This window comes from Rhizobium sp. AC44/96 (assembly GCF_001692185.1).
In the GTDB taxonomy this organism is placed as follows: domain Bacteria; phylum Pseudomonadota; class Alphaproteobacteria; order Rhizobiales; family Rhizobiaceae; genus Rhizobium.
This window is the reverse complement of sequence record NZ_LXKO01000001.1, coordinates 960,999-986,555: the sequence shown is the minus strand read 5'-3', so window position 1 is coordinate 986,555 and position 25,557 is coordinate 960,999. Positions and strand designations below refer to the sequence as shown.

At 60.9% G+C, this 25,557-nt stretch carries 25 protein-coding genes; 12 read left to right on the top strand and 13 right to left on the bottom strand.

All coding sequences use genetic code 11. From position 1 onward, the window contains the following. Positions 1–5: 5 nt before the first annotated feature. From mltG to fabD, 5 genes are all read right to left on the bottom strand, one after another. Positions 6–1,238, bottom strand: coding sequence for an endolytic transglycosylase MltG (mltG, locus tag A6U87_RS04775; protein WP_065690283.1), 1,233 nt, complete (start codon positions 1,236–1,238; stop codon positions 6–8). Positions 1,239–1,353: 115 nt separating this feature from the next. Next, positions 1,354–2,616 carry a beta-ketoacyl-ACP synthase II gene (fabF, locus tag A6U87_RS04770; protein WP_065690282.1) on the bottom strand — a complete coding sequence of 421 codons (1,263 nt, stop codon included), beginning with the start codon at positions 2,614–2,616 and terminating at the stop codon, positions 1,354–1,356. 94 nt (positions 2,617–2,710) lie between these two features. After that, complete coding sequence (locus A6U87_RS04765) at positions 2,711–2,947, bottom strand: acyl carrier protein (protein WP_003502080.1); 237 nt, start codon at positions 2,945–2,947, stop codon at positions 2,711–2,713. 291 nt (positions 2,948–3,238) lie between these two features. Beyond that, positions 3,239–3,976, bottom strand: coding sequence for a 3-oxoacyl-[acyl-carrier-protein] reductase (gene fabG, locus A6U87_RS04760; protein WP_065690032.1), 738 nt, complete (start codon positions 3,974–3,976; stop codon positions 3,239–3,241). A 29-nt stretch (positions 3,977–4,005) separates the two neighbouring features. Continuing rightward, positions 4,006–4,950 carry an ACP S-malonyltransferase gene (gene fabD, locus A6U87_RS04755; RefSeq protein WP_065690031.1) on the bottom strand — a complete coding sequence of 315 codons (945 nt, stop codon included), beginning with the start codon at positions 4,948–4,950 and terminating at the stop codon, positions 4,006–4,008. Between the two features lie 206 nt (positions 4,951–5,156). Between fabD and A6U87_RS04750 the strand changes: the two genes are divergently transcribed. From A6U87_RS04750 to rplI, 6 genes are all read left to right on the top strand, one after another. Continuing rightward, entirely contained in the window at positions 5,157–6,200 is a 1,044-nt protein-coding gene (locus A6U87_RS04750) for an aldo/keto reductase (protein ID WP_065690030.1), read from the top strand. 160 nt (positions 6,201–6,360) lie between these two features. Beyond that, positions 6,361–8,118, top strand: coding sequence for an adenylate/guanylate cyclase domain-containing protein (locus A6U87_RS04745; protein WP_065690029.1), 1,758 nt, complete (start codon positions 6,361–6,363; stop codon positions 8,116–8,118). A 269-nt stretch (positions 8,119–8,387) separates the two neighbouring features. After that, positions 8,388–8,846, top strand: a complete 459-nt coding sequence (rpsF, locus tag A6U87_RS04740) for a 30S ribosomal protein S6 (protein WP_037134580.1) — start codon at positions 8,388–8,390, stop codon at positions 8,844–8,846. 12 nt (positions 8,847–8,858) lie between these two features. Then, entirely contained in the window at positions 8,859–9,107 is a 249-nt protein-coding gene (gene rpsR, locus A6U87_RS04735) for a 30S ribosomal protein S18 (protein WP_007531286.1), read from the top strand. A 154-nt stretch (positions 9,108–9,261) separates the two neighbouring features. Then, positions 9,262–10,245: a DUF2232 domain-containing protein gene (locus tag A6U87_RS04730; RefSeq protein ID WP_065690028.1), complete on the top strand. Its 984-nt coding sequence runs from the start codon at positions 9,262–9,264 to the stop codon at positions 10,243–10,245. A 21-nt stretch (positions 10,246–10,266) separates the two neighbouring features. Next, the gene (gene rplI / locus A6U87_RS04725; protein WP_065690027.1) at positions 10,267–10,845 is read left to right on the top strand and encodes a 50S ribosomal protein L9; all 579 of its coding nucleotides are present in this window, start codon (positions 10,267–10,269) and stop codon (positions 10,843–10,845) included. Between the two features lie 56 nt (positions 10,846–10,901). Here rplI and A6U87_RS04720 read toward each other — a convergent pair whose 3' ends face one another. From A6U87_RS04720 to A6U87_RS04710, 3 genes are read right to left on the bottom strand one after another with little or no spacing between them, the layout of a single operon-like run. After that, complete coding sequence (locus A6U87_RS04720) at positions 10,902–11,966, bottom strand: HlyD family secretion protein (protein ID WP_065690026.1); 1,065 nt, start codon at positions 11,964–11,966, stop codon at positions 10,902–10,904. A gap of 15 nt (positions 11,967–11,981) precedes the next feature. After that, positions 11,982–13,649 (bottom strand): MFS transporter, encoded by a 1,668-nt coding sequence (locus A6U87_RS04715; RefSeq protein WP_065690025.1) that lies wholly within the window; start codon positions 13,647–13,649, stop codon positions 11,982–11,984. A 10-nt stretch (positions 13,650–13,659) separates the two neighbouring features. Then, a complete protein-coding gene (locus tag A6U87_RS04710) occupies positions 13,660–14,103 on the bottom strand; it encodes a MarR family winged helix-turn-helix transcriptional regulator (protein ID WP_065690024.1) in 444 nt (147 codons plus the stop codon). A gap of 342 nt (positions 14,104–14,445) precedes the next feature. Between A6U87_RS04710 and A6U87_RS04705 the strand changes: the two genes are divergently transcribed. Next, complete coding sequence (locus A6U87_RS04705) at positions 14,446–15,942, top strand: replicative DNA helicase (protein ID WP_065690023.1); 1,497 nt, start codon at positions 14,446–14,448, stop codon at positions 15,940–15,942. Between the two features lie 30 nt (positions 15,943–15,972). Here the strand turns inward: A6U87_RS04705 and A6U87_RS04700 are convergent, their stop codons facing one another. From A6U87_RS04700 to A6U87_RS04690, 3 genes are all read right to left on the bottom strand, one after another. Beyond that, positions 15,973–16,275, bottom strand: coding sequence for an AzlD family protein (locus A6U87_RS04700; RefSeq protein WP_065690022.1), 303 nt, complete (start codon positions 16,273–16,275; stop codon positions 15,973–15,975). Beyond that, the gene (locus tag A6U87_RS04695) at positions 16,272–16,976 is read right to left on the bottom strand and encodes an AzlC family ABC transporter permease (RefSeq protein WP_065690021.1); all 705 of its coding nucleotides are present in this window, start codon (positions 16,974–16,976) and stop codon (positions 16,272–16,274) included. Before A6U87_RS04695 ends, A6U87_RS04700 begins: the two co-directional genes overlap by 4 nt. Positions 16,977–17,047: 71 nt before the next feature. Beyond that, positions 17,048–17,869 carry an AraC family transcriptional regulator gene (locus A6U87_RS04690; RefSeq protein ID WP_065690281.1) on the bottom strand — a complete coding sequence of 274 codons (822 nt, stop codon included), beginning with the start codon at positions 17,867–17,869 and terminating at the stop codon, positions 17,048–17,050. A gap of 179 nt (positions 17,870–18,048) precedes the next feature. On the opposite strand from A6U87_RS04690, the gene alr reads away from it, so the two are divergent. Further along, positions 18,049–19,224, top strand: a complete 1,176-nt coding sequence (gene alr / locus A6U87_RS04685) for an alanine racemase (RefSeq protein WP_065690020.1) — start codon at positions 18,049–18,051, stop codon at positions 19,222–19,224. Here alr and A6U87_RS04680 read toward each other — a convergent pair. Continuing rightward, positions 19,221–19,856, bottom strand: coding sequence for a LysE family translocator (locus A6U87_RS04680; protein WP_065690019.1), 636 nt, complete (start codon positions 19,854–19,856; stop codon positions 19,221–19,223). The two genes, alr and A6U87_RS04680, sit on opposite strands and share 4 nt — an antisense overlap. Positions 19,857–20,002: 146 nt before the next feature. Here A6U87_RS04680 and radA point away from each other — a divergent pair, with 146 nt between their 5' ends. From radA to A6U87_RS04660, 4 genes are all read left to right on the top strand, one after another. Beyond that, positions 20,003–21,406, top strand: a complete 1,404-nt coding sequence (radA, locus tag A6U87_RS04675) for a DNA repair protein RadA (RefSeq protein ID WP_065690018.1) — start codon at positions 20,003–20,005, stop codon at positions 21,404–21,406. A 93-nt stretch (positions 21,407–21,499) separates the two neighbouring features. Further along, complete coding sequence (locus A6U87_RS04670; RefSeq protein ID WP_065690017.1) at positions 21,500–22,126, top strand: CvpA family protein; 627 nt, start codon at positions 21,500–21,502, stop codon at positions 22,124–22,126. Positions 22,127–22,296: 170 nt separating this feature from the next. After that, positions 22,297–23,787: an amidophosphoribosyltransferase gene (gene purF / locus A6U87_RS04665; protein WP_065690016.1), complete on the top strand. Its 1,491-nt coding sequence runs from the start codon at positions 22,297–22,299 to the stop codon at positions 23,785–23,787. Positions 23,788–23,866: 79 nt separating this feature from the next. Continuing rightward, entirely contained in the window at positions 23,867–24,607 is a 741-nt protein-coding gene (locus tag A6U87_RS04660) for an SDR family NAD(P)-dependent oxidoreductase (RefSeq protein ID WP_065690015.1), read from the top strand. Between the two features lie 7 nt (positions 24,608–24,614). Here the strand turns inward: A6U87_RS04660 and A6U87_RS04655 are convergent, their stop codons facing one another. Beyond that, complete coding sequence (locus A6U87_RS04655; protein ID WP_065690014.1) at positions 24,615–25,361, bottom strand: GH25 family lysozyme; 747 nt, start codon at positions 25,359–25,361, stop codon at positions 24,615–24,617. Positions 25,362–25,557 lie beyond the last annotated feature (196 nt).

Below are 25,557 nucleotides of genomic sequence, written 5' to 3'. Positions count from 1 at the left end.
CGAAATCAGTTCGTTTTCTTTTTCTTCTGGGTGGGTGCCGCAGGCGTATCGGCAGCCGACGCGCCGTCGGGCTGGCCGTCGACCGCGATGTTCGGATCAGCGCCCTTATCTGCCTCGAGCTTGCGCCAGCGCTTGACGTTGGCGTTGTGCTCCTCAAGCGTCGCGGCGAAGACATGCCCGCCGGACCCATCGGCGACGAAGTAGAGATCCTGTGTCTTCCACGGATTGGCAACGGCCTCAAGCGCGTCCCGGCCCGGATTGGCGATCGGCGTCGGCGGCAGGCCCTTGATCACGTAGGTGTTGTAAGGCGTGTCCTTCTTCAGATCGGACTGGTAGATCGGCCTGTCGGTCGGCTTGCCGTCACCACCGAACAATCCGTAGATGATCGTCGGATCGGACTGCAGCCGCATACCCTTTGCCAAGCGGTTGAGAAATACGGATGCAACGTGTGCTCGTTCGTCCGGAACACCGGTTTCCTTCTCGACGATCGAGGCGAGCGTTACCAGTTCTTCCTTGGACTTCAGCTGCAACGCAGGATCGCGCTTGTCCCAGACCTGCTCGACCAGCTTCTGCTGGGCGGCAGCCATCTGCTCGATGATCTCGGCACGCTTCGTACCGCGCGAGAACTTGTAGGTGTCGGGACGCAGGCTGCCTTCGGCCGGAAGGGCGGCAGGCAGGTCGCCTTCGAGAACGGCATCCTCGTTCATCCGGTTGAACATCTGCCGAACGCTCAGGCCTTCGGGGAACGAGACGGAATAGAGAATGGACTTTCCAGACTTCAGCAGTTCCATGATGTCGTTCATGGACGCATGCGCCTTGATCTCGTATTCGCCTGCCTTGAGGCTTTCGCCCTCATCGAGGTGTGTTGCCGTCAGATAGCGGAAGACACGGGCATCGGAGACGATGTTGTTGCGCTCGAGATTCGAGGCGATCTCGGTTATGCCTGCGCCATTTCGGACGATGAAGTTCGTGTTCGCTTCCAGCGGACCCGGCTCCTGGTAGGCCGAGATCGCGTAGTAGAAGACGACGACGGCTGCGGCGCAGCCGAGCACGACGAGCGTCATCAGGAAGTTCAGGAAAATGACGACCTGGCTGCGTGCCTTCTTCGAGCGCCGTGGCGGCTCGGGAACGCGCTCGGGACGCAGGGCTTCCGTGGGCGATTTGGGAATGATCGGCCCGCCCTGCGACTGCTGGCTTTGTTGGCCAATCGTGTCGTTGGTCTGGTTGGTATCGCTCACCGGCAATCCTCTTAACTAGGCCCCAAGTCCCGCTTCTCGCGAAGCAATACGGCAAAATGCAGGTAGGCAGCCCGATGTCGCGCTGCCTTGCCCGTCAGGAGCGTCGAGCTTGAGCTCAAGCTGCGTAGCGGCGAAGCACCAGCGATGCATTGGTACCGCCGAATCCGAAGGAATTCGACAGGGCCACGTTGATTTCGCGCTGGCGCGCCTTGTGCGGCACGAGGTCGATCGCCGTCTCGCGCTCGGGATTGTCGAGATTGAGCGTCGGCGGCGCAATGTTGTCACGGATGGCAAGCGTTGCGAAGATCGCCTCGATCGCGCCAGCGGCACCGAGAAGGTGGCCCGTGGCGGACTTGGTCGAGGACATGGAGATCTTCGAGGCCGCATTGCCGACCAGACGCTCGACGGCGCCAAGTTCGATCGTGTCGGCCATGGTGGAGGTACCATGCGCATTGATGTAGTCGACATCAGCCGGGGTCAGGCCCGCACGCTTCAGCGCGGCGGCCATGCAGCGGCCGGCGCCCTCGCCGTCTTCAGACGGCGCCGTGATGTGATAGGCATCGCCCGAGAGACCGTAACCGACGACTTCGGCATAGATCCTGGCACCACGCGCCTTGGCATGTTCCAGCTCTTCGAGAACGACGATGCCGGCGCCCTCGCCCATGACAAAACCATCACGGTCCTTGTCGTAAGGACGCGAAGCCTTCGTCGGATTGTCGTTGTGCTGGGTCGACAGAGCCTTGCAGGCGGCAAAGCCCGCAAGCGAGATGCGGCTGACAGGCGATTCCGTGCCGCCGGCGACCATGACGTCCGCGTCGCCGAAAGCGATCAGGCGGGCAGCATCGCCGATGGCGTGCGCGCCGGTCGAGCAGGCGGTGACGACGGAATGGTTCGGGCCGCGCAGCTTGTGGCGGATCGACACCTGGCCGGAAACGAGATTGATCAGGCGTCCGGGAATGAAGAATGGCGAAATACGGCGAGGCCCCTTGTCGCGCAGCGTGTAGCCCGCTTCGACAATGCCTTCGATACCGCCGATACCGGAACCGATCAGGACGCCGGTCGAGATCTGGTCCTCGTCCGTCTCAGGATGCCAGTTGGCATCGTTCAATGCCATATCGGCAGCGGCCATGCCGTAAATGATGAAAGGATCAACCTTGCGCTGTTCCTTGGGCTCCATCCAGTCGTCGACATTGAACGTGCCGTCGGTGCCATCACCAACAGGAATGCGGCAAGCAATCTTGGCTGCGAGATCTTCGACTTCGAACTCAGTGACCAGCCGGGCGCCGTTCTGACCCGCAAGCAAGCGGGCCCACGTCACTTCTGTTCCGCATCCCAAGGGTGATACCATGCCGGTACCAGTGATAACGACCCGTCTCATCGACTGCATTCCCCCGCCTTTTGTGTTCTATGGAGAACCATGCGTAAAACAAAAAGGGCGGACTCCGGGTCCGCCCTTTCTCAATTGCTCAGGATTAAGCCTGTGCCTTTTCGATAAACTTGACGGCGTCGCCGACCGTCAGGATCGAGTCCGCAGCGTCATCCGGAATTTCAACGCCGAATTCTTCTTCGAACGCCATGACCAGTTCGACGGTGTCGAGCGAGTCAGCGCCCAGATCGTCGATGAAGCTTGCGCCTTCGACAACCTTGTCGGCATCGACGCCAAGATGATCAATAACAATTTTCTTTACGCGTTCTGCGATATCGCTCATGTCGGTTTCCTCGACCTTATAATCCTGATCAGAGAGCCTTTATGGCACCCTACCCTGTTTCAGCCTGCGGTGCCCGGAGGCGACCATCGGCAAACTCGTTGTAACCCGGCTACCAGAGATGTCCCAGGCTTGCACAAAAGCCCGCCGGTCCGTCTGCTTTCTCGGGAGACTGTTCACAGTCATGGCCCGCTTAACACGGTTTAAGTCTGCCGCAAAGCCAGAAAATCAACCCCGCCGGGTTGGTCAACACGCTATTGCGGGGAAAACATGCCCCAAGGGCAGTTTCCCGTTTCAGATCATGGCCATGCCACCGTTTACATGCAAAGTCTGGCCCGTCATGTACGCCGCTTCCGACGAGGCGAGATAAGCGACCGCAGATGCCACTTCGGCACCGGTGCCCATGCGCTTCATCGGGATCGCGCCCATGATCGTTTCTTTTTGCTTGTCGTTGAGCTTTCCAGTCATCGCGGATTCGATGAAGCCGGGGGCAACGCAGTTCACCGTGACGTTGCGGGTCGCGATCTCCTGCGCCAGCGACTTGGTGAAGCCGATCATGCCGGCCTTGGAGGCGCAGTAGTTGGCCTGGCCCGGATTGCCCGTGACGCCGACGATCGAGGTGATGTTGATGATACGACCGTAGCGGCGGCGCATCATCGGATGCGTCAGCTCGCGGGTCAGGCGGAACATCGACGTCAGGTTCACTTCGATGACGTTATCCCAGTCCTCGTCGCTCATGCGTACGAAGAGGCCATCCTTGGTGATGCCGGCGTTGTTGACGAGAATGTCGACGCCTTCGAGATCGGCTTCGGCCTTGACGCCGAGCGCCTTCACTTCCTCGCGGTCTGCAAGGTTTGCCGGGAAGATCTTGACGCGATCGCCGAGCTCGTTGGCCAGCGCCTCGAGCTTTTCAACGCGAGTGCCATGAAGGCCGACAATGGCACCCTGCTTGTGCAGTATGCGTGCAATTTCTTCACCAATGCCGCCGGATGCACCGGTAACGAGAGCCTTGCGGCCGGAAAGATCGAGCATGGAAGTGTTCCTTGTAATCGTTAAATCAATCAGGCCATGAGGGCGGCGACGGCCGCGTCGATATCAGCCGGGGTATTGACCGAGATACCGTTGACGGTCTTGTCGATGCGACGTGCGAGACCGGTCAGAACCTTGCCGGAGCCGATTTCGTAGAGCGTCGTAACGCCATTGGCAGCAAACCACTCGACCGTCTCGCGCCAGCGAACCTGGCCGGTGACCTGCTCGACGAGAAGCGCGGCGATTTCGTTGGCGTCCGTGACCGGTGCTGCACGCACGTTGGCGATGACAGGAACGACCGGGTTCGACTTTGCCACGCCGGCGAGCGCTTCGCGCATGGCGTCTGCGGCAGGCGCCATCAACGTCGAATGGAATGGTGCCGACACCGGCAGCAAGATGGCGCGCTTGGCACCCTTTTCAGTCGCGAGCGCGGCGGCCTTTTCGACGGCAACCTTTTCGCCGGAGATGACGATCTGCCCGCCGCCGTTGTCGTTGGCAATCTGGCAGGAGCCGGCAGCAGATGCTTCGGCGCAAACCGCAACTACATCTGCATGCTCGAGCCCGATGATAGCAGCCATGGCGCCGACGCCAACCGGCACGGCGGCCTGCATGGCGTTTCCACGGATGCGCAGAAGACGCGCCGTGTCAGCGAGCGAGAAGGTGCCGGCGGCACAGAGTGCGGAATATTCGCCAAGCGAATGACCGGCGACGTAAGAGACCTTGGCCTTGAGATCGAGCCCCTTGGCTTCCAGGATGCGAATGACCGCCATGGAAACAGCCATTAGCGCCGGCTGCGCATTGGCCGTCAGCGTCAGGGTTTCTTCCGGACCGTTGAACATGGTCTCCGAAAGCTTCTCGCCCAGGGCCTCGTCGACTTCCTGGAAAACGGCGCGTGCCTCAGCGAAATTCTCGGCAAGGTCCTTGCCCATACCGACGGCCTGGCTGCCCTGGCCCGGGAATGTGAAAGCGATGGTCATCCTATGTCCTTTTTATATGGACCTCTGGTTATTTCGCCTCCAATTGACATTCTTTCCCGGAGAGTCAAGTACTCGAAGCCTGCGTTCCAAGGCTTTCGCGGCTGCGAGAAAGCTGGAGGCTCCCTCTTGCGCTCGCTCAATTCCGGCCTAAATTCGCGCCGTCCTTCCAGACCCATTCATTTTCAGATCACCTCTAGGGTTCCCAGATGAAATACAAGAAACTTGGCCGTACCGATATTTCGGTCTCCGAAATCTGCCTCGGCACCATGACATGGGGCACGCAGAACACCGAGGCCGAAGCGCACGCGCAAATGGACTATTCAGTCGAAAAGGGCGTGAACTTCTTCGACACCGCCGAACTCTACCCCACGACGCCGGTTTCTCCCGAAACGCAGGGACTGACGGAGGACTACATCGGCACCTGGTTCGAGAAGACCGGCAAGCGCAAGGATATCGTGCTTGCGACAAAGGTTGCGGGACCGGGCCGCTCCTACATTCGCGGCGGTGATGGTGCTGATGCCAAGAACATCCGCCTGGCGATCGAGGCAAGCCTGAAGCGGCTCAAGACCGATTATATCGACCTTTACCAGATCCACTGGCCGAGCCGTGGTCACTTCCATTTCCGCCAAGCCTGGCACTACGACCCCTTCAAGCAGGACACCGCCAAGGCACTCGCCAACATCACCGACATCCTGGAAACGATGGGCGAGCTGGTGAAGGAAGGAAAGGTCCGCGCGATCGGTCTTTCCAACGAGACGACCTGGGGCACGCAGAAGTATCTGACACTGGCCGAAAAACTCGGCCTGCCGCGCGTTGCCAGCGTCCAGAACGAATACAATCTGCTTTACCGCCACTACGATCTCGACATGGCCGAGCTTTCGCATCACGAGGATGTCGGGCTGCTCGCCTACTCGCCGCTCGCCGGCGGCATCCTGAGCGGCAAGTATGTTGACGGCGCCAAGCCCGAGGGTTCGCGCGGCGCGATCAACAGCGATATCGGCGGCCGTCTTCAGCCACTACAGGAGGCGCCGACAAAGGCGTATCTCGATATCGCGGCCAGACACGGCCTCGACCCGTCTGCGATGGCGCTTGCCTACTGCCTCACGCGCCGCTTCATGGCATCGGTCATCATCGGTGCAACAACCATGAAGCAGCTCGAGACCGATATCGGTTCCATCAATCTCAAGCTTTCGCACGACGTGCTGGACGAGATCGAGAAGGTTCATCGGCAGTATCCGATGCCGATCTAAGCAATTGATTCCCGGCCTCCCCCAACGAGGGGGGCCGGGCCTCTCGGACACAACGGCAGGTTTTGCTGCCACATCTTCCACTGCAATTTGCCGCTTCTCGAATTTCCGCATTTGAGCTAGCCTGATTTCGCCCTCGCGACACTGCAGGAGCGCCCATGCCGTGGAACGCAAGCTCGCAGTCATCCTTGCCGGAGACGTAGCCGGCTTCAGCCGCCTTGTTGCAGCCAACGAGGAAGAAACGCTTGCGACCTTGGCCGTCTACACCGCAACGATTGGCGACCTGGTTGCCGAGCACGGGGGCCGGATTTTCGGCACGGCCGGCGACAGTGTGGTCGCCGAATTCCACAGCGCCGTCCTTGCGGTGCGTGCAGCCGTCGCCATCCAGCGCGCTCTGCATCGACGCAACGCCGATTTGCCCGCCGACCGGAGGATGGAGTTTCGACTCGGCCTGAATCTTGGCGATGTCGTCGTGTCGGGTGACGACCTGCTCGGGGACGGCGTGAATGTCGCCGCGCGACTTCAGGAAGTCGCCCAGCCCGCCGGCATCTGCATTTCTGGGACGGTCAGGGACCAGATCGAGGGCAAGCTCGATTTTCCCATCACCCGCCTTGGCGAGCGAACGCTGAAGAACATTCCCCGCCCCGTGCTCGTGCACCGCGTAAACTGGAATCGCGAAGACCCGCTGGAGACCGGTGCTCTCGGCGGTCCTTTGACACTGCCGGACAAGCCGTCGATCGCCGTGCTGCCCTTCGTCAACATGTCCGACGACCCCGAGCAGGAGTTCTTTGCCGACGGGCTCACCGAAGACATCATCACGGCACTGTCGCTCTATCGGTGGTTCTTCGTCATCGCCAGAAACTCGTCCTTTGCCTACAAGGGTCGCGCGGTCGACGCGAAGCAGATCGGCCGAGAGCTGGGTGTGCGCTATATTGTCGAGGGCAGCGTTCGCAGATCCGGCACCCGCATTCGCGTCACGGGGCAGTTGATCGAGGCCGAGACCGGCGTTCATCTATGGGCGCAGCGCTACGACCGAGAGATCAGCGACATATTCGCGATCCAGGACGAACTCACCCAGCATGTTGTCGGCGCCATCGAGCCGGAGATCGTCATCGGCGAGAGCAGTCGCGCCCTGCTCAAAACCACCGACAATCTCGATGCCTATGAATGCCACATGCGCGGGATGTGGCTGCACAATCTGCAGGACACGTCGGAGCATTTCACCGAGGCCATCGCCTGGCACCGCCGCGCCATCGCGCTGGACGCAGACTTCAGCCGCGCACACATGATGCTGGCCCGCTCACTCTATGCACGATGCTTCCATGGCTTCAGCACCGATGTCGACAGGGACAGCACCGATCTCCGCGCCGCTGCCGAGCGTGCCGTGGCGCTCGACGATCGCGATCCTTATGCCCGATACGCGATGTGCCTTGGCAATTTCGTCGTGCAGCGGGCAACGGCGGCGCTTGCCGAGGCGCAGCAGGCGATCGACCTCACGCCGAATCTTGCGATCGCGCATATGGTCCTCGGCTGGACGAGGATATTCACCGGGCACTTTGCTCAGGCCCAGGATCCGCTCCACATGGCGCTGCGCCTCAGCCCCCATGACCCGTTGACCTATCTCATCCTCGATCGGATTGCGCTGTCCCACTACCATCTCGGAAACTACGAAGAGGCGGCACACTATTCCGAGCGGGGACTTTCCCTGCGCCGCGCCTATTTCAATCGCGTGGTGTTTCTGGCAAGTCTGGGTCAACTGAACCGTCAGGACGATGCGCGCAGGCTGCTGCCGGAAACGCTCGCGAATGTTCCTGCCGACATCGAGCACTACTGGAAGATCCTCACGCCCTATGTCGATGCCGCACACTATGCGCATTTTCGCGACGGGCTGAGCAAGGCCGGCTTTCCTGTCATGGGCTGATCGCAGGACATTCCGCCCTACCCCTTGCGTTTCCGTCAAAAATCCGTATAAGCCGCCCTGTTCGCAAACCCGGTCTTCTGGCTGGTGGCTGAACGGAGGGCCGATTTTCGAAAGAAAATCGTCGGAACGGAAGCGTTCCAGCCTCCCGTGTCTCCGCTCTCGACCGTCTCGGAAACGCTTTTCTTGCCTGGGTCCGCCCATTCAGGAGCAGTCGTTGAGGCTTAGCCGCCGAATATCGGGTGAATAAACGCAAGAAAGGCAAAGCTGTCATGGCTCTTTATGAACATGTATTCCTTGCCCGACAGGATATTTCCGCTCAGCAGGTTGATGCCCTCGTAGAACAGTACAAGGGTGTCCTCGAAGCTAACGGCGGTAAGGTCGGGCGCGTAGAAAACTGGGGCCTCAAGTCCCTGACCTACCGCATCAAGAAGAACCGCAAGGCTCACTACGTTCTCGTCGACATCGACGCCCCGGCTGCTGCCGTGCAGGAAATGGAACGTCAGATGCGCATCAGCGAAGACGTCCTGCGCTACATGACGATCGCTGTTGAAGCCCACGAAGAAGGCCCGTCTGCCATGATGCAGAAGCGCGACCGCGACGACCGCGGCCCGCGTGAAGGCGGCGACCGTGGCCCGCGCCGCGAATTCGGCGATCGTCCGCCGCGCCGTGACGGCGACTTCCAGCGTGGCCCGCGCCCTGATCGCGCTCCGCGCGAAGACCGTGCATAAGGAGAACTGAGAATGTCTGAATCTTCCTCCGCACCGGTACGTCGTCCGTTCCACCGTCGTCGCAAGACTTGCCCGTTCTCCGGCGCAAACGCTCCGCGCATCGACTACAAGGACGTTCGTCTCCTGCAGCGCTACATTTCCGAGCGCGGCAAGATCGTTCCTTCCCGTATCACGGCTGTTTCGCAGAAGAAGCAGCGCGAACTCGCTCAGGCGATCAAGCGCGCTCGTTTCCTCGGCCTGCTGCCGTACGTCGTCGCTTAATCAGCTGACGAGACCAAATCGAGGGAAGGCAGCAATGCCTTCCCTTCTCCCTTTCGCGATGGGCGCGGATCGGAATTCTTAAAACCCATGTTGAGGCATTCTGAAATCGATTCAGAAGAACCCTCTAACTGCTTGATGAAGCAGGACAGCGACCGTGAACCAACTGAACACAAAAACGCTAGGCATCGGCGCGCTCGCCGGATTGACCGCCGCACTTCTGGTGCTCGGCGCAAGCATGCAGCCGTCGTTCAGTGCTGTTCTTTACGCTGCTTCCGCCCTTCCCATTCTTCTTGTCGGCCTCGGTTGGGGCAATCTGGCGGCAATCTCTTCCGTCATTACCGCCGCCGTGCTCGGTGCGATCGCCATCTCGCCTTCCTTTGCGCTGTTGATGACGCTGGTCACGCTGCTGCCGGCCGGATGGCTGAGCCATCTTGCAAACCTTGCCCGTCCGGCCTCCGAGCTCGGTGGTCCGGATCACCTGATGGCGTGGTACCCGCTGTCCGACATTCTGCTGCACCTGTGTGGGCTGGTGACCATCGCCGTCATCGTCGTCGGCGTCATGATCGGCTACGGACCGGAGCTGATCGACCGCATGGTCGACGCGCTGTTCAGCTCGATCTCGCAGCAGCAGTCCGAATTTGCCCCTGATGCGGCCACCATTGCCCAGACCAAATCGTTGGTCCTGCTGATGCTGCCGGCGATCCAGGGCGGCATGTGGGTTCTGATGCTGTTTGCCGCCTACTATGTCGCGTCGCGCATCGTCAGCGTCTCCGGCCGCGGCCTGCGTCCGCGTGAGGACATTCCCTCGGCGCTGCGCATGAACCGCAACTCGATCTTCGTCTTCCTCGTCGGTCTCGCCGCCACCTTCTTCGGCGGCATTCCGGCGATGGTCGGAGCAACAATCGTCGGCACATTCGGTGCCGGCTTTCTGCTCTCCGGCTTCGCCGCACTGCATTTTCGCACGCGCGGCAAGGACTGGCGCTTGCCCGCGCTCATCCTTTGCTACCTGGCTTCGCTGCTTCTGCTGCTGCCAGCCTTCTTCATCCTGGTCCTGGGCCTGGGCGACACCCGAAAGGCGATCGCACTGACCCCCAACAAGGATGCCGATGCCCCCAAACAGACCGACACAAAAATCTAAAGACACGAAAGGAACTCTCAAATGGAAGTCATTCTTCTTGAACGCATCTCCAAGCTCGGCCAGATGGGCGAAACCGTAAAGGTTCGCGACGGCTTTGCTCGTAACTACCTCCTGCCGCTCGGCAAGGCTCTTCGTTCCAACGAAGCCAACAAGAAGCGTTTCGAATCCGAGCGCGCAACGCTTGAAGCTCGTAACCTCGAGCGCAAGTCTGAAGCCCAGAAGGTTGCCGACGCCCTCGAAGGCAAGTCCTTCGTCGTCGTTCGCTCGGCTGGCGAAACCGGCCAGATGTACGGCTCGGTCGCGGCTCGCGATGTCGTTGAAATCCTCGCTGCCGAAGGCTTCAACATCGGCCGCAACCAGGTTCACCTGAACACCCCGATCAAGGCGATCGGCATCCACAAGGTTGAACTGCAGCTTCACGCTGAAGTCGAGATCCATATCGAGCTCAACGTCGCTCGTTCGGCTGAAGAAGCTGAGCGTCAGGCAAAGGGCGAAACCCTCACCTCCGTTGACGCGATCTACGGCGTTGACGAAGACGCTCTGCGTCCGGAAGACTTCTTCGATCCGGAAGCTGACGGCAACTTCGAAGACGAAGCATGATTTTTGGAGAGTAGTCTCTGAAACAGAAAGGCCCGGTTCAACGCCGGGCCTTTTTGCTATTGTGGTGCCGGCGCCTGCTCAGGCTCGGCGCTCTTGTCGATGCTGACGACTACCGACATGCCTGGCGTCAGTTGCTTCGCCAGCTCCTGCCCCGGATCGATGCTGATCCGCACGCCGATGCGCTGCGCGATCTTGACGAAATTGCCCGTGGCGTTGTCGGCCTTGATCACCGCAAACTCCGAGCCCGCGGCGGGCGAAAAGCGTTCGACGCGGCCCGTCAGCTTCTGCCGACCCAGCGCGTCAACGGAGAAGGAGACCGGCTGCCCCGCCTGCATCCCCTCAAGCTGCGTTTCCTTGAAATTCGCGACGATCCAGACATCCTCCGGCACGACCGCCATCAGCTGCGTTCCCGCCGTCACATATTGCCCAAGGCGAACGCCGACCTCTCCAAGATGGCCATCCCGAGGCGCGCTGATGGTGGTGTTCTGAAGGTCGATCTCGGCAAGCTGCACGGCCGCTTCCGCACTCGCGACGTTTGCCTCCAGGAGCGAGCGATTGACGATGATGGTCGCGAGGTTCTGTTTGGAGACCTCAAGTGCGGCCTGCGCCTGGTTCAGGGCAGCCTTGGCCTGCTCCAGTGTCGCCTGGGCCTGCTCAGTTTCGCTTGCAGACGCAATGCCGCGGTCGTTTAGATTGCTCACACGGTCCCAGGCGAGCTGCGCCCTCTTGAGCGCCGCATTCGCGCTGTCGATCTGCGCTTCGCTGGAGGCAATCGTTGCCTTGGCGGACAACTCGGATTGGCGCGAATTGTCGAGCGACGCCTTCTGGCCGTCGAGGGCGGCGCGCGCCTGGCTCAGCTTCTGTGCATAGATGCGATCGTCGATCTTTGCCAGCGTATCGCCCTGCTTCACCTGCTGATAGTCCTTCACGGGCACGTCAACGACATAGCCGCTGACCTGCGGGCTCATGATCGTCACGTAGCCGCGCACATAGGCGTTGTCGGTGGTCTCCACCGACGTCACGAAGGGTGGCAACCGCCAGGCATAGAGCACGAGGAGAACACCGACGATGCCGGCGAGAAGCGCAATGAGCGTGGACGGAGAGCGAAGAAACCTGAACATGAATGAACTCTAAGATTACGATTGAGCCGCGGTGATGCCGACCTGCCGCGTTGCCCCCCAATCGGCAACACGCAGCCACAGCTGGTGAAGCAGGATGAGCGCGAGCCCGAGGAGCGCGACATAGCAGATGACAAGGAAGGAATCGTTGTAGGCAAGGACAAAGGCCTCGCGCGTCACCTGCTGACCGAGGAGCGCCAAACCTTCCGCATTGAGCAACGTCTTGTCGGTGATGACCTTGCTATAGGAGGATGCCAGCTGCGACACGCGCTGGGCAACGATCGGATCCTGCAGCAGTATCTGTTCGACAAGCACGTTCGAATGGAACTTCTCGCGGATGGTGACGAACGTTCCCAGTACCGCGGACGCAAACAGCGATCCGATACTCTGCGTGAAGGTGAAGATCGCTAGAAAGTTCACAATGAACGGCGTGCCGCGCGCCATCGCCGACTTGAACCCCCTTGCCATAACAGGGGGCAGAAACATGGCCGCGCCGGCTGCCACCATCGCCTGACTGAGATACATCTGCTCGGGGCGCGTCAGGCTCGTCGACTGGCTATCCATATAGGCGCCGCCCGCTATCAGGGCCAGGGCAAGCACATGCGCGGTTTCCACATAGCGTGTGGTCATCAGCGCCGCGCATAACAATCCGCCGAGAAGCGACGCGACCAGGATGATCGCGTACAGCGTGACGGTCTGATCGTTGAGGAGCCCGAGCTGTTGGTAAAAGCTGGCTGCGGACGACGATTGCTCCGATGAAACGAAGCGGAAGAGTAGCAGCACACCCGCCATCCGCAGGTTTGGTCCTGACAACACCCAGCGGAAATCGATCAGCGGATTGGAACGCGGCAGTTCGATTGCCAGCATCAGCGCAAGGGACCCCACGCAAACGGCGAGCAGGACACCGAGCCAAGGGGCTTCGAACCACCAGTACAGACGTCCAAGCGTCAGCACGACGGCGAGACAGCCGAAGCCGATCGCCAGCAGCAGATAGCTCAGGATATCGAGACGCTGGATGACGACAGCCCGCGGCGGCGCGGTGAGCGGCAGCGTGTAGATGATCGCAAACGCAATCAATGCCAATCCCATCTCGAACATGTAAAGAGCGTTGTAACCTCCGAACTGCAGCAGCGACGGCGAAATGATGCGGGCAACCGGTGATGCAAACAGCGTGCAGGTGAGCGCAAAGCTGATCCCGACGGTCAGTTTCCGCTCCGGCGGAAAAGGCTCCAGCATATAAAGGAAGCCGAGGGTCGAAAGCGGGGCCGCGGCCATGCCGCTGATGGCGCGCACGACGATCGCCGAATGCAGATCGGTGACCAGCAGATTGAGCGCAGCGGCAACGACGAAGCAGATGATCCCAAGTTCAGCGAAACGTCGCAGTCCATACTGGGTCCGGATCTTGAACAGCGCGATCGAGAGACTGGCGTAGGGAGCCATATAGGCAGCCGACAGCCAGGAGACCTCGTTGGTGGTGGCAGAGAACGAACCTTGCAGCTGATAGATATTCGCGTTCACAAGGTTCATGCCGAGACCCTGTGTAAGGAACAACAGAGCCGACGCCGCGATATATACAGGCAGCCATGCGGGAGCTAACAACTGAGGCGCGGGCGATGGCTGAGGCTGAGCCGCCTGTTCAACGGGCTTGGGCGCGACATTGTCGTTGGCGCTCTCGGCAAGGCTCATTCAAAGGCCCTCACGCTTCGCGAATGCCCTGCAGGTTGGCTTGCATGGCCCGTATAACATTCAAGGTAGTTCGCAAGTCGCCTTCGGAAATACCATCGATCACCTGTGCACGCAGATTTACGGCAATATCGTTGATCTCGCCCGCGACCACCCGTCCGGTCTCGGTCATGTAGATCTCCTTGGCGCGTCGGTCGTTGCCCGCGACACGTCGCTGAACGAAGCCCTGCCCTTCCATGGCATCGAGAATGCGAACCAGTGTCGGCGTCTCGAGCTCGAGCCGGTCGGCGAGTTCGCGCTGGTTAATGCCATCCTTCTTGTTCAGGGTGAAGAACACCCGAGCGCGGGGAAGCGTCATGTTCCGCTCGCGCACAAGGGAATCGAAGGCCGCCCGGAGCTTTCGATTGAAAGCCGCAAGATCCTCAATGATTTCGCGTCCGAGAGTGGCATTCACCATAAAGTTCAGCTCCAATTTAATTAGTGCACTAATTATATCTTTGCTATCTACAATGATTTTGGAGGCTTTTCAAGTCTGAAATTGCAGACTTTCGATGCAAGGTAGCTGTCAAACAGCTAAAATATCACGAACGCTGAACCGCAGTGAGTCGTTTTGCCCGCGTGTCCTGACGGTTACACTTTCGCTATTTTCAGCGGCACCGCAAGTGCCGCTGTGGAGAAGTCGAACAACGGGCAAAGCCCCGGCGGATTCGAATCTCGAGCAGACCTGTTGCCGCGCTGCACTTGATTTTCTCGTGCGTGGATTGCACACCCGAAGCTTGAAAACACAGAACGGATCAAGATGAACGACGTTGCTCGAAAGATTGCCGCGGTTACCCCAGCGGAGCAGCACTACCGCGAGGCACCCAACAACATCGAGGCCGAACAGGCGCTTCTCGGCGCCATTCTGATGAACAACGACGCCTATTACCGTGTCTCGGACTTCCTCAAGCCCATCCATCTCTACGAGCCGCTGCATCGCAAGATCTATGAGGTCGCAGGCGATATCATCCGCATGGGCAAGATCGCCAATCCGGTGACGATCAAGACGTTCCTGAAGGCCGACGACAAGGTCGGCGAGATGACGGTCTCCGAATATCTCGCCCGCCTCGCCCGCGAAGCCGTGACCATCATCAACGCCGAAGACTATGGCCGCGCGATCTACGATCTGGCGTTGCGCCGCGCGCTGATCACCATCGGCGAAGACGTCGTCAACATCGCGTACGACGCGCCGCTCGACATGCCGCCGCAGTCGCAGATCGAAGACACTGAACGTCGCCTGTTCGAGCTTGCCGAAAACGGCCGCTACGATGGCGGCTTCCAGGCGTTCAACGATGCGGTCGCGCTGGCGATCGACATGGCAGCTGTCGCCAAGGAACGCGACGGCGGCCTCTCCGGCATCTCCACCGGCATCCACTCGCTGGATTCAAAGATGGGCGGCCTGCAGCGGTCCGACTTGATCGTGCTGGCCGGACGTCCCGGCATGGGCAAGACCTCGCTTGCCACCAACATCGCCTACAACATCGCCGCCGCGTATGAAGGCGAAGTGCAATCTGATGGCTCCTTCAAGGCCAAGCAGGGCGGCGTCGTCGGCTTCTACTCGCTCGAAATGTCGTCGGAACAGCTCGCCACGCGTATCATCTCCGAGCAGACGGAAGTCTCCTCCTCGAAGATCCGCCGCGGTGACATCAACGACGCCGACTTCGAAAAGCTCGTCGCCTGCTCGATGATGATGCAGAAGGTGCCGCTCTACATCGACCAGACCGGTGGTATCTCGATCGCGCAGCTCTCTGCCCGCGCCCGCCGCCTGAAGCGCCAGCGTGGCCTCGATTGCCTCGTGGTGGACTACATCCAGCTCATGACAGGCTCCGGCAAATCGGGCGAGAACCGCGTACAGGAAATCACCCAGATCACCACCGGCCTCAAGGCGCTGGGCAAGGAACTCAACGTTCCGATCATCGCGCTTTCACAGCTGTCGCGTGGCGTGGAAAGCCGCGACGACAAGCGCCCGCAGCTCTCCGACCTTCGTGAATCGGGATCGATCGAGCAGGACGCGGACGTGGTGCTCTTCGTGTTCCGTGAGGAATACTACGTCAAGAACTCCGAACCGCGCGACATCCACGATCCGAAGTATCCGGAATGGGAAGCGCATATGGACAAGGTGAAGGGCACGGCCGACGTGATCATCGCCAAGCAGCGTCACGGACCGACCGGTACGGTGAAGCTCGCCTTCCAGTCGGAATACACGCGCTTCGCCGACCTCGCCGATCCGTCATTCACCCAGTACGAGGAGCACTGAGGCGAAGGCTCGCCTCAGTGCCTTTCCTGATCAAATGCCTGTTGCCCGCAGCGCGGCAACGGTGACGACCCCAACGACGACGCTTGCCAGCATCGGCAGGCGTCGAGCAGCCACAGCGGTGAGCGCACAGGCGATCGTCTCGGCCCAGCCGGTGGAAAACGCGGTTGGCGCGATGACGGCCATCAGCACAGCGGGCGGGATCGCTTCGATCGCCGTCCGCCATTGCTCATTCATCGTCGCGTGACGAATGAGAACGAGACCGCTGACGCGTGTGAAGATGGTTGCCGCAGCCATTGCGATGATGGCGATGACGGTATGAAGATCGACGGTCACGCTGCGACTTCCCTTGCCTTGCCAGTCCACATAGCCGCACCAAGCCCGGCAAGCGCGCCCGCGGCGATATACCAGACGCCGGGCACGAACTGATGCGTCAACACCGCGGCGAGACCGCTTGCGGCAAGCACCGCACCGGTGTCACGCCCCTTCCAGAAGCCCATGACGAGCACGACGAAGACCGCAGGAAAGGCGAAATCCAGTCCGATGACTGTCGGGTCTCCGAGGAATGCCCCCAGCAGGGAGCCGGCAACCGACGAACCGACCCAGGCCGCATAGAACGGCGCGGCGATACCCGCAAACCACCATGGCGTAAGGCGTGTCTCGGCGGCCCGGAACTCGGCCATCGCCCAAAGCTCGTCGGCAAGGAACAACATGGATGCGTATTTCTGGAGGCCGGAAAAAGACTTCATCTTGGTGCCGATCGAGGCGCTCATCAGCACGTGCCGGATATTGACGAGGAGTGCGGCAAAGCCAACGCCTGCCCAGCTTGCCGGATGGGTCCAGATATCCATCGCGACGAACTGCGAACCGCCGGCGAAAACCAGCGCGCTCATCAGCGCCGCCTCCAGCGTCGACAGGCCCTTCGTGGCCGATATGGCGCCAAAGACCAAGCCGATCGGAATGACGGCGACAATCAATGGCAGGATGGCGCGCGTTCCGGCGAAGAATTCGCCGGCCGCCTGTTTCCGGTTCAGCATCATGACCTCCAGTAGTCTCAAGGAATGGAGGTGTTATGCGAACGAGAAGCCGTCGTATTGAACGAAAGTGATCAGCCTGCGCGGTATTGTGCCGGCGTCGTGCCGGTGCGCGCCTTGAAATGCCGGGTGAAGTGGGCCTGATCGGCAAAGCCGCAGCGAACTGCCACATCCGCGGGCGTCCATCCGGCGCGCAGCAGCTTTCTGGCCTCGCGCACCCGCTTGTCCGTGAGAAAAGCGTGCGGCGTGATGTGGTACTCTTTGCGGAATGCGCGGATGAGGTGAGCGCGACTGAGGCCCGTGACCTCCGCAAGCTCCTCCAGCCCGATATCGGTGTCGAAATTGTCGATCAGGTAATCGTGGGCGCGACCGACGGCCGTGCGCTCGCGGGTATCGACGGGCACGACGATGGCACTGCCGTATCTCGAAAACAGCGCGGCCAGAACCCGGAACATGCCCTCTTCGGATTCCAGTGCCCCTGCACCGCTCTCCAGTGCCCGATGCGCGGCGTGAAAATCGCTCGCCATCTGTGGATCGTGAGGAAGCTCCCTCGGAAACGAAGGCGTCGCGTTGAACGCCTTGCCGCTCACATCCTCGAGGATATCGACGAAGAGTTTCGTATCCGGGTAGATCATTCGATAGCGATAGCCCTCGCCACCGGGATGGCCATCGTGAACGACGCCGGGGTCGATGAGGTAGAGGTCACCGGGACCGGTCTCCTCCCGCCGTCCCTTCATCGTTGCGATCTGGCTGCCGCTCTCGATCGCTCCGATGCTGAAGGTATCGTGCGCATGGGGCGCGTATTCGTGCGTGAGGAAGCTGGCGGTCAGACATTCCATGTCGCGGAAGCTTCGGTCCCGCCAGAAGCGTGTTTTCTCGACGTTGGCGAGCGGCATCGCTTCCGCGGCCTGTTTCTGCGAGATGTTCTGCATAGCGCTTATTTAGCGCACGGCGCTGTTTGCGTCTTGAACAAAAGTGATCAATGAGCGGATATCCTGCCCCGGCGCTTTCTCTTTGCCATATTGATCTTTAGACTGGCGTCTCCATTGCAATTCCCCTTTTCAGCGGCGCATCCATGACAGAATTTTCCGATACCTTTGAAGACGAGAACACCTTCGATTCCGCCGGCTTGCGCCTTACCGTCAATCTGACGGCTCTAACCGACAACTGGAAGGACATGGCACGCCGCTCCGGACGGGCGCGTGCGGCAGCCGTCGTCAAGGCCGACGCCTACGGCACGGGGATCGAGGACGCAGGCGAAGCACTCTATCTGGCAGGTGCACGCGATTTCTTCGTCGCGACCGTCGATGAGGGCGTGACGCTCAGGCTTTATGCGCCAGAGGCCCGCATCTTCGTCCTCTCCGGTATCTGGCCCGGCACCGAGCGGCGTTTCTTCGAAAACGATCTCGTGCCGGTGATCTCGTCCGAGGAGCAGCTGGCTCTCTGGATGGCCGTTCTTGCCGACTACGGGGACTATCCCTGCGCATTGCACATCGACACCGGCTTCAACCGGCTGGGCATTGCCATGGACGAGGCGATCGCCCTTGCCGACGACGTCTCCCGTCCGGCGAGCTTTTCGCCGGTCCTTGTCATGAGCCACCTCACCTGCGGGGACGACCACACTTCCCCGATCAACAAGCAACAGCTTGAATCATTCCGCAGGGTTAGCGCCGCCTATGAAGGTATCGATTCAAGCCTCGCGGCCTCCGGCGGCATTTTCCTCGGCAGCGACTATCATTTCGACGTCACCCGTCCCGGCATCACCATCTACGGAGGCGAGGCTGTCACAGGGATGGCCAACCCGATGCGACCGGTGGTGACGGCGGAGGCCAGGGTAATCCAGGTTCGCACCGTCAAGGCGGGCGAAGCCGTAAGCTATGGACGGGCAATGCAACTGACACGCGACAGCCGCCTTGCGATCGTTTCGGCGGGCTATGCTGACGGTTATATGCGCAGCCAATCGAGCGGCGGCGTGCCTTTGCGGCAGGTCGTTCCCCAGGGCGGTCAGGGCTTCATTGCCGGGCGCAGGGTGCCCGTCGCCGGACGGATCACCATGGACCTGACGATCTTCGATGTGACTGACCTTCCGGAAAACTCTGTAAGATCAGGTGATTACATCGAACTGTTCGGTAGGAACATGCCGGTCGACGACGTTGCCCGCGCCGCCGGGACGATCGGCTACGAAATCCTCACCAGCATCGGGCTGCGGCATGAGCGCCGCTATGTCGAAGACGACGGCGCTGCGGTCTAGCGGGCCGTCAACGCCAGTCGGACGCCGAGTGCAACCAGCAAGGCGCCAAGGCCGCGATCGAGCCACAGGCCAATGCTCTTCTTGCGCTTGATGAGATTGGCAAGACGACCACCGGCGAGAATGAGCGGCGGCTCGATGAACGCGGCGACGACAATGATCAGGACGCCGTGGACCGCGAGCTGCAGCCATGTCGGCCCTGCGCCCTCCACTACGAACTGAGGCAGGAAGGCCAGGAAGAAGATCGCGACCTTCGGGTTCAACAGCGACACGAGGATTCCCTGCCGATAGACACGATGCCACGGCAGGACATCGCGTGCGGCGTTGACCAGCCCGCCATCGCTATTCGAGCGCAAGGCCTGGATGCCGAGCCAGACGAGATAGATCGCGCCGATCCACTTCACCGCCGAGAAGGCCAATGCCGACGCGGCGAGGATGGCAGAAAGACCGAAGGCCGCCAGCGCCACATGCAGGCACGCCCCCGTCCAGATCCCGAACAGCGCTGCAAAGCCGGTACGGATGCCGCTCTTGACCGTGTGGCCGAGAATAAACGCCATATCCGGCCCCGGTGAGAGATTGAGCAACACCGCCGCCGTCAGAAACGTGATCCAGTGCGCGAGAGAATAGTCCAGCATCTTCCAACTCCAAGACAGTGGAGAAGAGATGCCACCGCAGCCGCTGATAGGGAAATCATTAGTTTTGATCCGTACCGCGAATGATTATTTGAGCGACACGACTGATTCGAGCCGGCAAACCGGCGCCTGCGAAGGAAGCGGCAACAATGGCGAAGGCCAGGACACAATTCATCTGCCAAAGCTGCGGCACCATCCACAGCCGCTGGGCCGGCAAGTGCGAGAACTGCGGCGAGTGGAATACCATCGTCGAGGAAGATCCCATGGGCGGGATCGGCGGCGGCCCGGCAAAGACGCCGAAGAAGGGCCGCGCCGTCGCGCTCACCGCCTTGTCGGGCGAGATCGAGGAAGCACCGCGCATTCATACCGGCATATCGGAGCTTGACCGGGCTCTGGGCGGCGGCTTCGTGCGCGGCTCCGCAGTCCTGATCGGCGGCGATCCGGGAATCGGCAAGTCGACGCTGCTGATGCAGGGGGCGGCGGCGCTGTCCCGGCGCGGGCACCGGATCATCTACGTATCAGGCGAAGAGGCTGTGGCGCAGGTGCGGCTTCGTGCACAGCGCCTGCAAGCGGCCGATACCGACGTCCTGCTTGCTGCGGAAACCAACGTCGAGGACATTCTGGCGACATTGGCGGAAGGCAAGCGTCCTGACCTGGTCATCATCGATTCCATCCAGACGTTGTGGAGCGATCTTGCCGAGTCCGCGCCGGGAACGGTGACGCAGGTTCGCACCGGCGTCCAAGCGATGATCCGTTTTGCCAAGCAGACGGGTGCCGCCATGGTGCTCGTCGGCCATGTCACCAAGGACGGGCAGATCGCCGGCCCCCGTGTCGTCGAACACATGGTTGATGCCGTCCTCTATTTCGAAGGCGATCGCGGCCACCACTACCGCATCCTGCGGACGGTCAAGAACCGCTTCGGACCGACCGACGAGATCGGCGTGTTCGAAATGTCGGACAAGGGATTGCGCGAGGTTGCCAACCCCTCCGAGCTATTCCTCGGCGAGCGCAACGAGAAATCACCGGGCGCTGCAGTCTTTGCCGGAATGGAAGGGACGCGCCCGATCCTGGTGGAAGTGCAGGCGCTTGTCGCCCCGACATCGCTGGGCACGCCACGGCGTGCGATCGTCGGCTGGGACTCGGCGCGGCTGTCGATGATCCTGGCAGTGCTCGAAGCGCATTGCGGCGTCCGCCTCGGCCAGCACGACGTCTATCTCAACATTGCCGGCGGGTACCGCATTTCCGAACCGGCGGCGGACCTTGCGGTCGCTTCGGCCCTCGTTTCATCGCTGGCTGGTATTGCCCTTCCCGCTGATTGTGTCTATTTCGGCGAAGTCAGCCTGTCGGGCGCCGTTCGACCGGTTGCGCACACGACCCAGCGCCTCAAAGAAGCCGAGAAGCTGGGTTTTTCTGCAGCGCTGCTTCCGTCGGGTTCCGCCGAACTGCCGAAGGGCACGGGTGGTCGCTGGAGCGAGATCGAAAGCCTGCCGGATCTGGTTGCACGGATCGCGGGCTCGAAAGGCGCTCTGCGACGTGTGGAAGATGAGGTTTGATCCTTTCATCGCTGCTATCGGTGATGATATAGGAAGCACGCAATGAGGCGCGACTGAGCCGCGGATAAGCGGCCGTCCTGGAGTAGAATTTATATGCCCATTACGATTTTCGACGGTATTGTTATCGGCGTCGTTCTTTTCTCCGCCGTACTTGCAATGGTGCGCGGCTTCTCCCGCGAAGTTCTTTCAATCGCCAGCTGGGGCGGCTCCGCAGCCGCCGCATACTATTTTTACCCCTACATCGTCCCCTACGCGAAGAAGTACACCGACGACGACCGTATCGCGATCGTCGGCTCGGCTGCCGTGGTGTTCCTGATCGCGCTGATCGTGATCTCCTTTATCACCATGAAGATCGCCGACTTCATCATCGACAGCCGTATCGGCGCGCTCGACCGCACTTTGGGCTTTCTCTTCGGCGCGGCTAGGGGCATACTTCTTCTTGTCGTAGCCGTCGCCTTCTGGAACTGGCTCGTGGACGTGGATCATCGCCCGAACTGGGTGAACAACGCCAAGTCGAAGCCGTTCCTGGACTCGATGGTCGTCAAGTTGCAGTCCGTGCTGCCAGCGGAACTTGCGCAGGTCGTTCGGGCGAGCGTGATGGAGAAAATTCAGCCGCAGGGCGGCAACGCGGAGAACGGCAATGCGCCGGCATCCGACCAAGCGCCAGCCGAAGACGCAGCGCCCGCCCCTGCAAATGGTGCACAGCAGCCGTCTAATTGACGCAGTGTTCAACAGCTTGACCCGCCACCTGGCAATTGCCATTTGAGCGGAACGTGAATAAAGGTCCGGCCGGGCATCCGCTCCGCCGGGCCTCAGCCGTTTAAAACGCATGATCACGGCGTCATGCTATGGAAGCCGATCCATTCTTGTGAGAGCAAAGGCCCGCATCGATGAACCAGTCTTATCCCGTGACGCTCAATGACGAACTCGATGGAGACACGCTCCACGAAGAATGCGGCGTCTTCGGCATTCTTGGCCATGACGATGCGTCGACCCTGACGGCGCTTGGCCTGCATGCCCTGCAGCATCGCGGGCAGGAAGCAGCCGGCATCGTTTCCTTCGACGGCCTGCGCTTCCACTCCGAGCGGCACATGGGTCTGGTCGGCGATCACTATACGGATCCAACCACCCTCGCCCGCCTGCCCGGCAATATTTCCATCGGCCACAATCGCTATTCCACAACAGGTGAAGTCGCGCTCCGCAACGTGCAGCCGCTCTTCGCCGAGCTTGAAGTCGGCGGCATCGCCATTGCCCACAACGGCAACTTCACCAACGGCCTGACGCTTCGTCGTCAGTTGATCGCCGGCGGCGCCATCTGTCAGTCGACCTCGGATACGGAAGTCGTTCTCCACCTCATCGCCCGCTCGCGCTACACCTCCACGGCCGACCGCTTCATCGACGCGATCCGCCAGATGGAAGGCGGTTACTCGATGCTCGCCATGACGCGCACGAAGCTGATTGCAGCGCGCGACCCCACGGGCATTCGTCCGCTGGTCATGGGCGAGCTCGATGGCAAGCCGATCTTCGCGTCGGAAACCTGCGCACTCGACATCATCGGCGCCAAATTCATCCGCGACGTCGAGAACGGCGAAGTCATCATCTGCGAGATCCAGCCTGACGGTTCGATCTCGATCGACGCCCGCAAAGCCGGCAACGGCCTGCCGGAGCGCCTCTGCCTCTTCGAATATGTCTACTTCGCCCGTCCGGACTCGGTCGTCGGTGGACGTAGCGTCTACGTCGCGCGCAAGAACATGGGCATCAACCTTGCCAAGGAAGCGCCCGTCGACGCCGACGTCGTCGTTCCCGTTCCGGATGGCGGCACGCCGGCAGCCCTCGGCTACGCCCAGGAAAGCGGTATCCCCTTCGAATACGGCATCATCCGCAACCACTATGTCGGTCGTACCTTTATCGAACCGACGCAGCAGATCCGTGCGTTCGGCGTGAAGCTGAAGCACTCCGCCAACCGGGCGATGATCGAAGGAAAGCGCGTCGTGCTCGTTGACGATTCGGTCGTACGCGGCACCACCTCGCTGAAGATCGTGCAGATGATCCGCGATGCCGGTGCCAAGGAAGTACACCTGCGCGTCGCAAGCCCGATGATCTACTATCCCGATTTCTACGGCATCGACACGCCGGATCGCGAGAAGCTGCTGGCCAACCAGTACGACAGCCTCGAAGCCATGTGCAAATATATCGGCGCGGACTCCCTGGAATTCCTGTCGATCAACGGCCTTTATCGCGCCGTCGGCGGCGAGGATCGCAACGATGCCCGTCCGCAGTTCACCGATCACTACTTCACCGGTGACTACCCGACCCGCCTCCTCGACAAGGAAGGCGAGACGATGGGCCGCAAGGTTTCGCTGCTGGCGACCAACGGCTGATAGCCATTGGCTTTGACATTTGAGCAAGGGGCGCTTATTGCGCCCCTTGCTTTTTCAGCTACGGGGGAACCGGGGGACCATGACTATCAACCTTGAAGGCAAGATCGCGGTCGTCACCGGCGCCTCCCGTGGCATCGGCTATTTCACGGCGCTGGAACTGGCGAAGGCCGGGGCGCACGTGATTGCCTGCGCCCGCACCGTGGGCGGCCTCGAGGACCTCGACGACGCCATCAAGGCCATCGGTGGTTCCGCGACGCTCGTCCCCTTCGACCTTGCCGACATGAACGCCATCGACGCGCTGGGCGCCTCGATCTTCGAACGCTGGGGCAAGCTCGACATCCTGGTTGCCAATGCCGGCGTGCTTGGCGTGATCTCGCCAATCGGCCACGTCGAGGCGAAGACCTTCGAAAAGGTGATGAACATCAACGTCACCGCGACGTGGCGCCTGATCCGCTCCGTCGATCCGCTGCTGATGCGCTCGGACGCCGGACGCGCGGTTATCCTTTCCTCAGGCGCGGCTCACAAGTGTCGCCCGTTCTGGGGTCCCTACTCCGCGTCCAAGGCCGCCGTAGAGGCTCTGGCACGCACCTGGGCCGGAGAAAGCCAGAGCACTCCGCTGCGCATCACCAGCGTCGATCCAGGCGCGACGCGCACTGCGATGCGTGCGCAGGCGGTACCGGGTGAGAACCCCGAAACCCTGCCTCACCCATCCGAGATCGCCAAGGCGATCCTGCCCTTGGTCGGCCCCGACGTGACGGAAACGGGCAAGCTGTTCGTCGTGCGCGAGAACAAGCTGGTCGACTACCGCCTGCCGGAATAAGCACGCGTCAGTCTACCGCCATTGCCGGGAACAGGTGTGCGAAGCCTGTTTCCGATGGACACAGCGCGTTCAGATCGACCGGGCCTTGAATACCGTCCAGAGTGCCATTGTCGGCGAACTGCCAGATTGACCAATTCCGGCAATCCTTTTGACCTGGCTCCTGCGCGATACTGCGCAGCCAGAGATAGTGATCAGGGAAACGCGCTTCGTTTCCCCTGAAATACTGCTCGAAGAACTGCTGGTTCAGATAGAAGATCGGCTTGCCGGGATAGGCGCCGTTCAGTTCCGCAAAGAAAGCGCCGATCTCGGCACTCAGCTCATCGACAGTCGGCACCTTGCCGCAGTTGCCGGTAAATTCGAGATCGATGGCAATCGGCAGCGCGTCGGTTTCAACCGGCACCGTTTCGATCAGATTGCGTGCCTGCTCGCGACCCGGTCGACAGAAGGTGAAGAAGTGATAGGCGCCACGCACAAGGCCCGCGTCCTTTGAGGCCTTCCAGTTCTCGGCAAAGCGCTTGTCGCGGTGGTCGCCGCCCTCCGTCGCCTTCATGATTACGAAGCGGACGTTCCCTTGGCGCGCGAGCGCTTGCCAATCGATGGCACCCTGATGATGGCTGATGTCGATGCCCTGGATGGGATAGTCTGCAAGCGTCGGAGAGGTGAATGGTGCCATGGCGTGATCGTATGCCAGATACGATGCAATCGCGACAGCGAGAATCACCGTTGCGAGGACCATTCGATCGAGGGTTTTCACGTCAGGAGTCTTTCCTACTTCCCAGCGCTTTGTAGCAGAATTTTGTGAGGTCTGTGCGATTGGCATGGCCCGGTCGTGCCTTTCCGCTTCAGGCGTTCGGCGCTGCAATCGATTCGCTGGATCGATTGCTCCGGCTAGCGCCGGACCGCTTCTCACCCTCTTGACCAAACCCCATTCCCGCGCCATAAAACCCGCC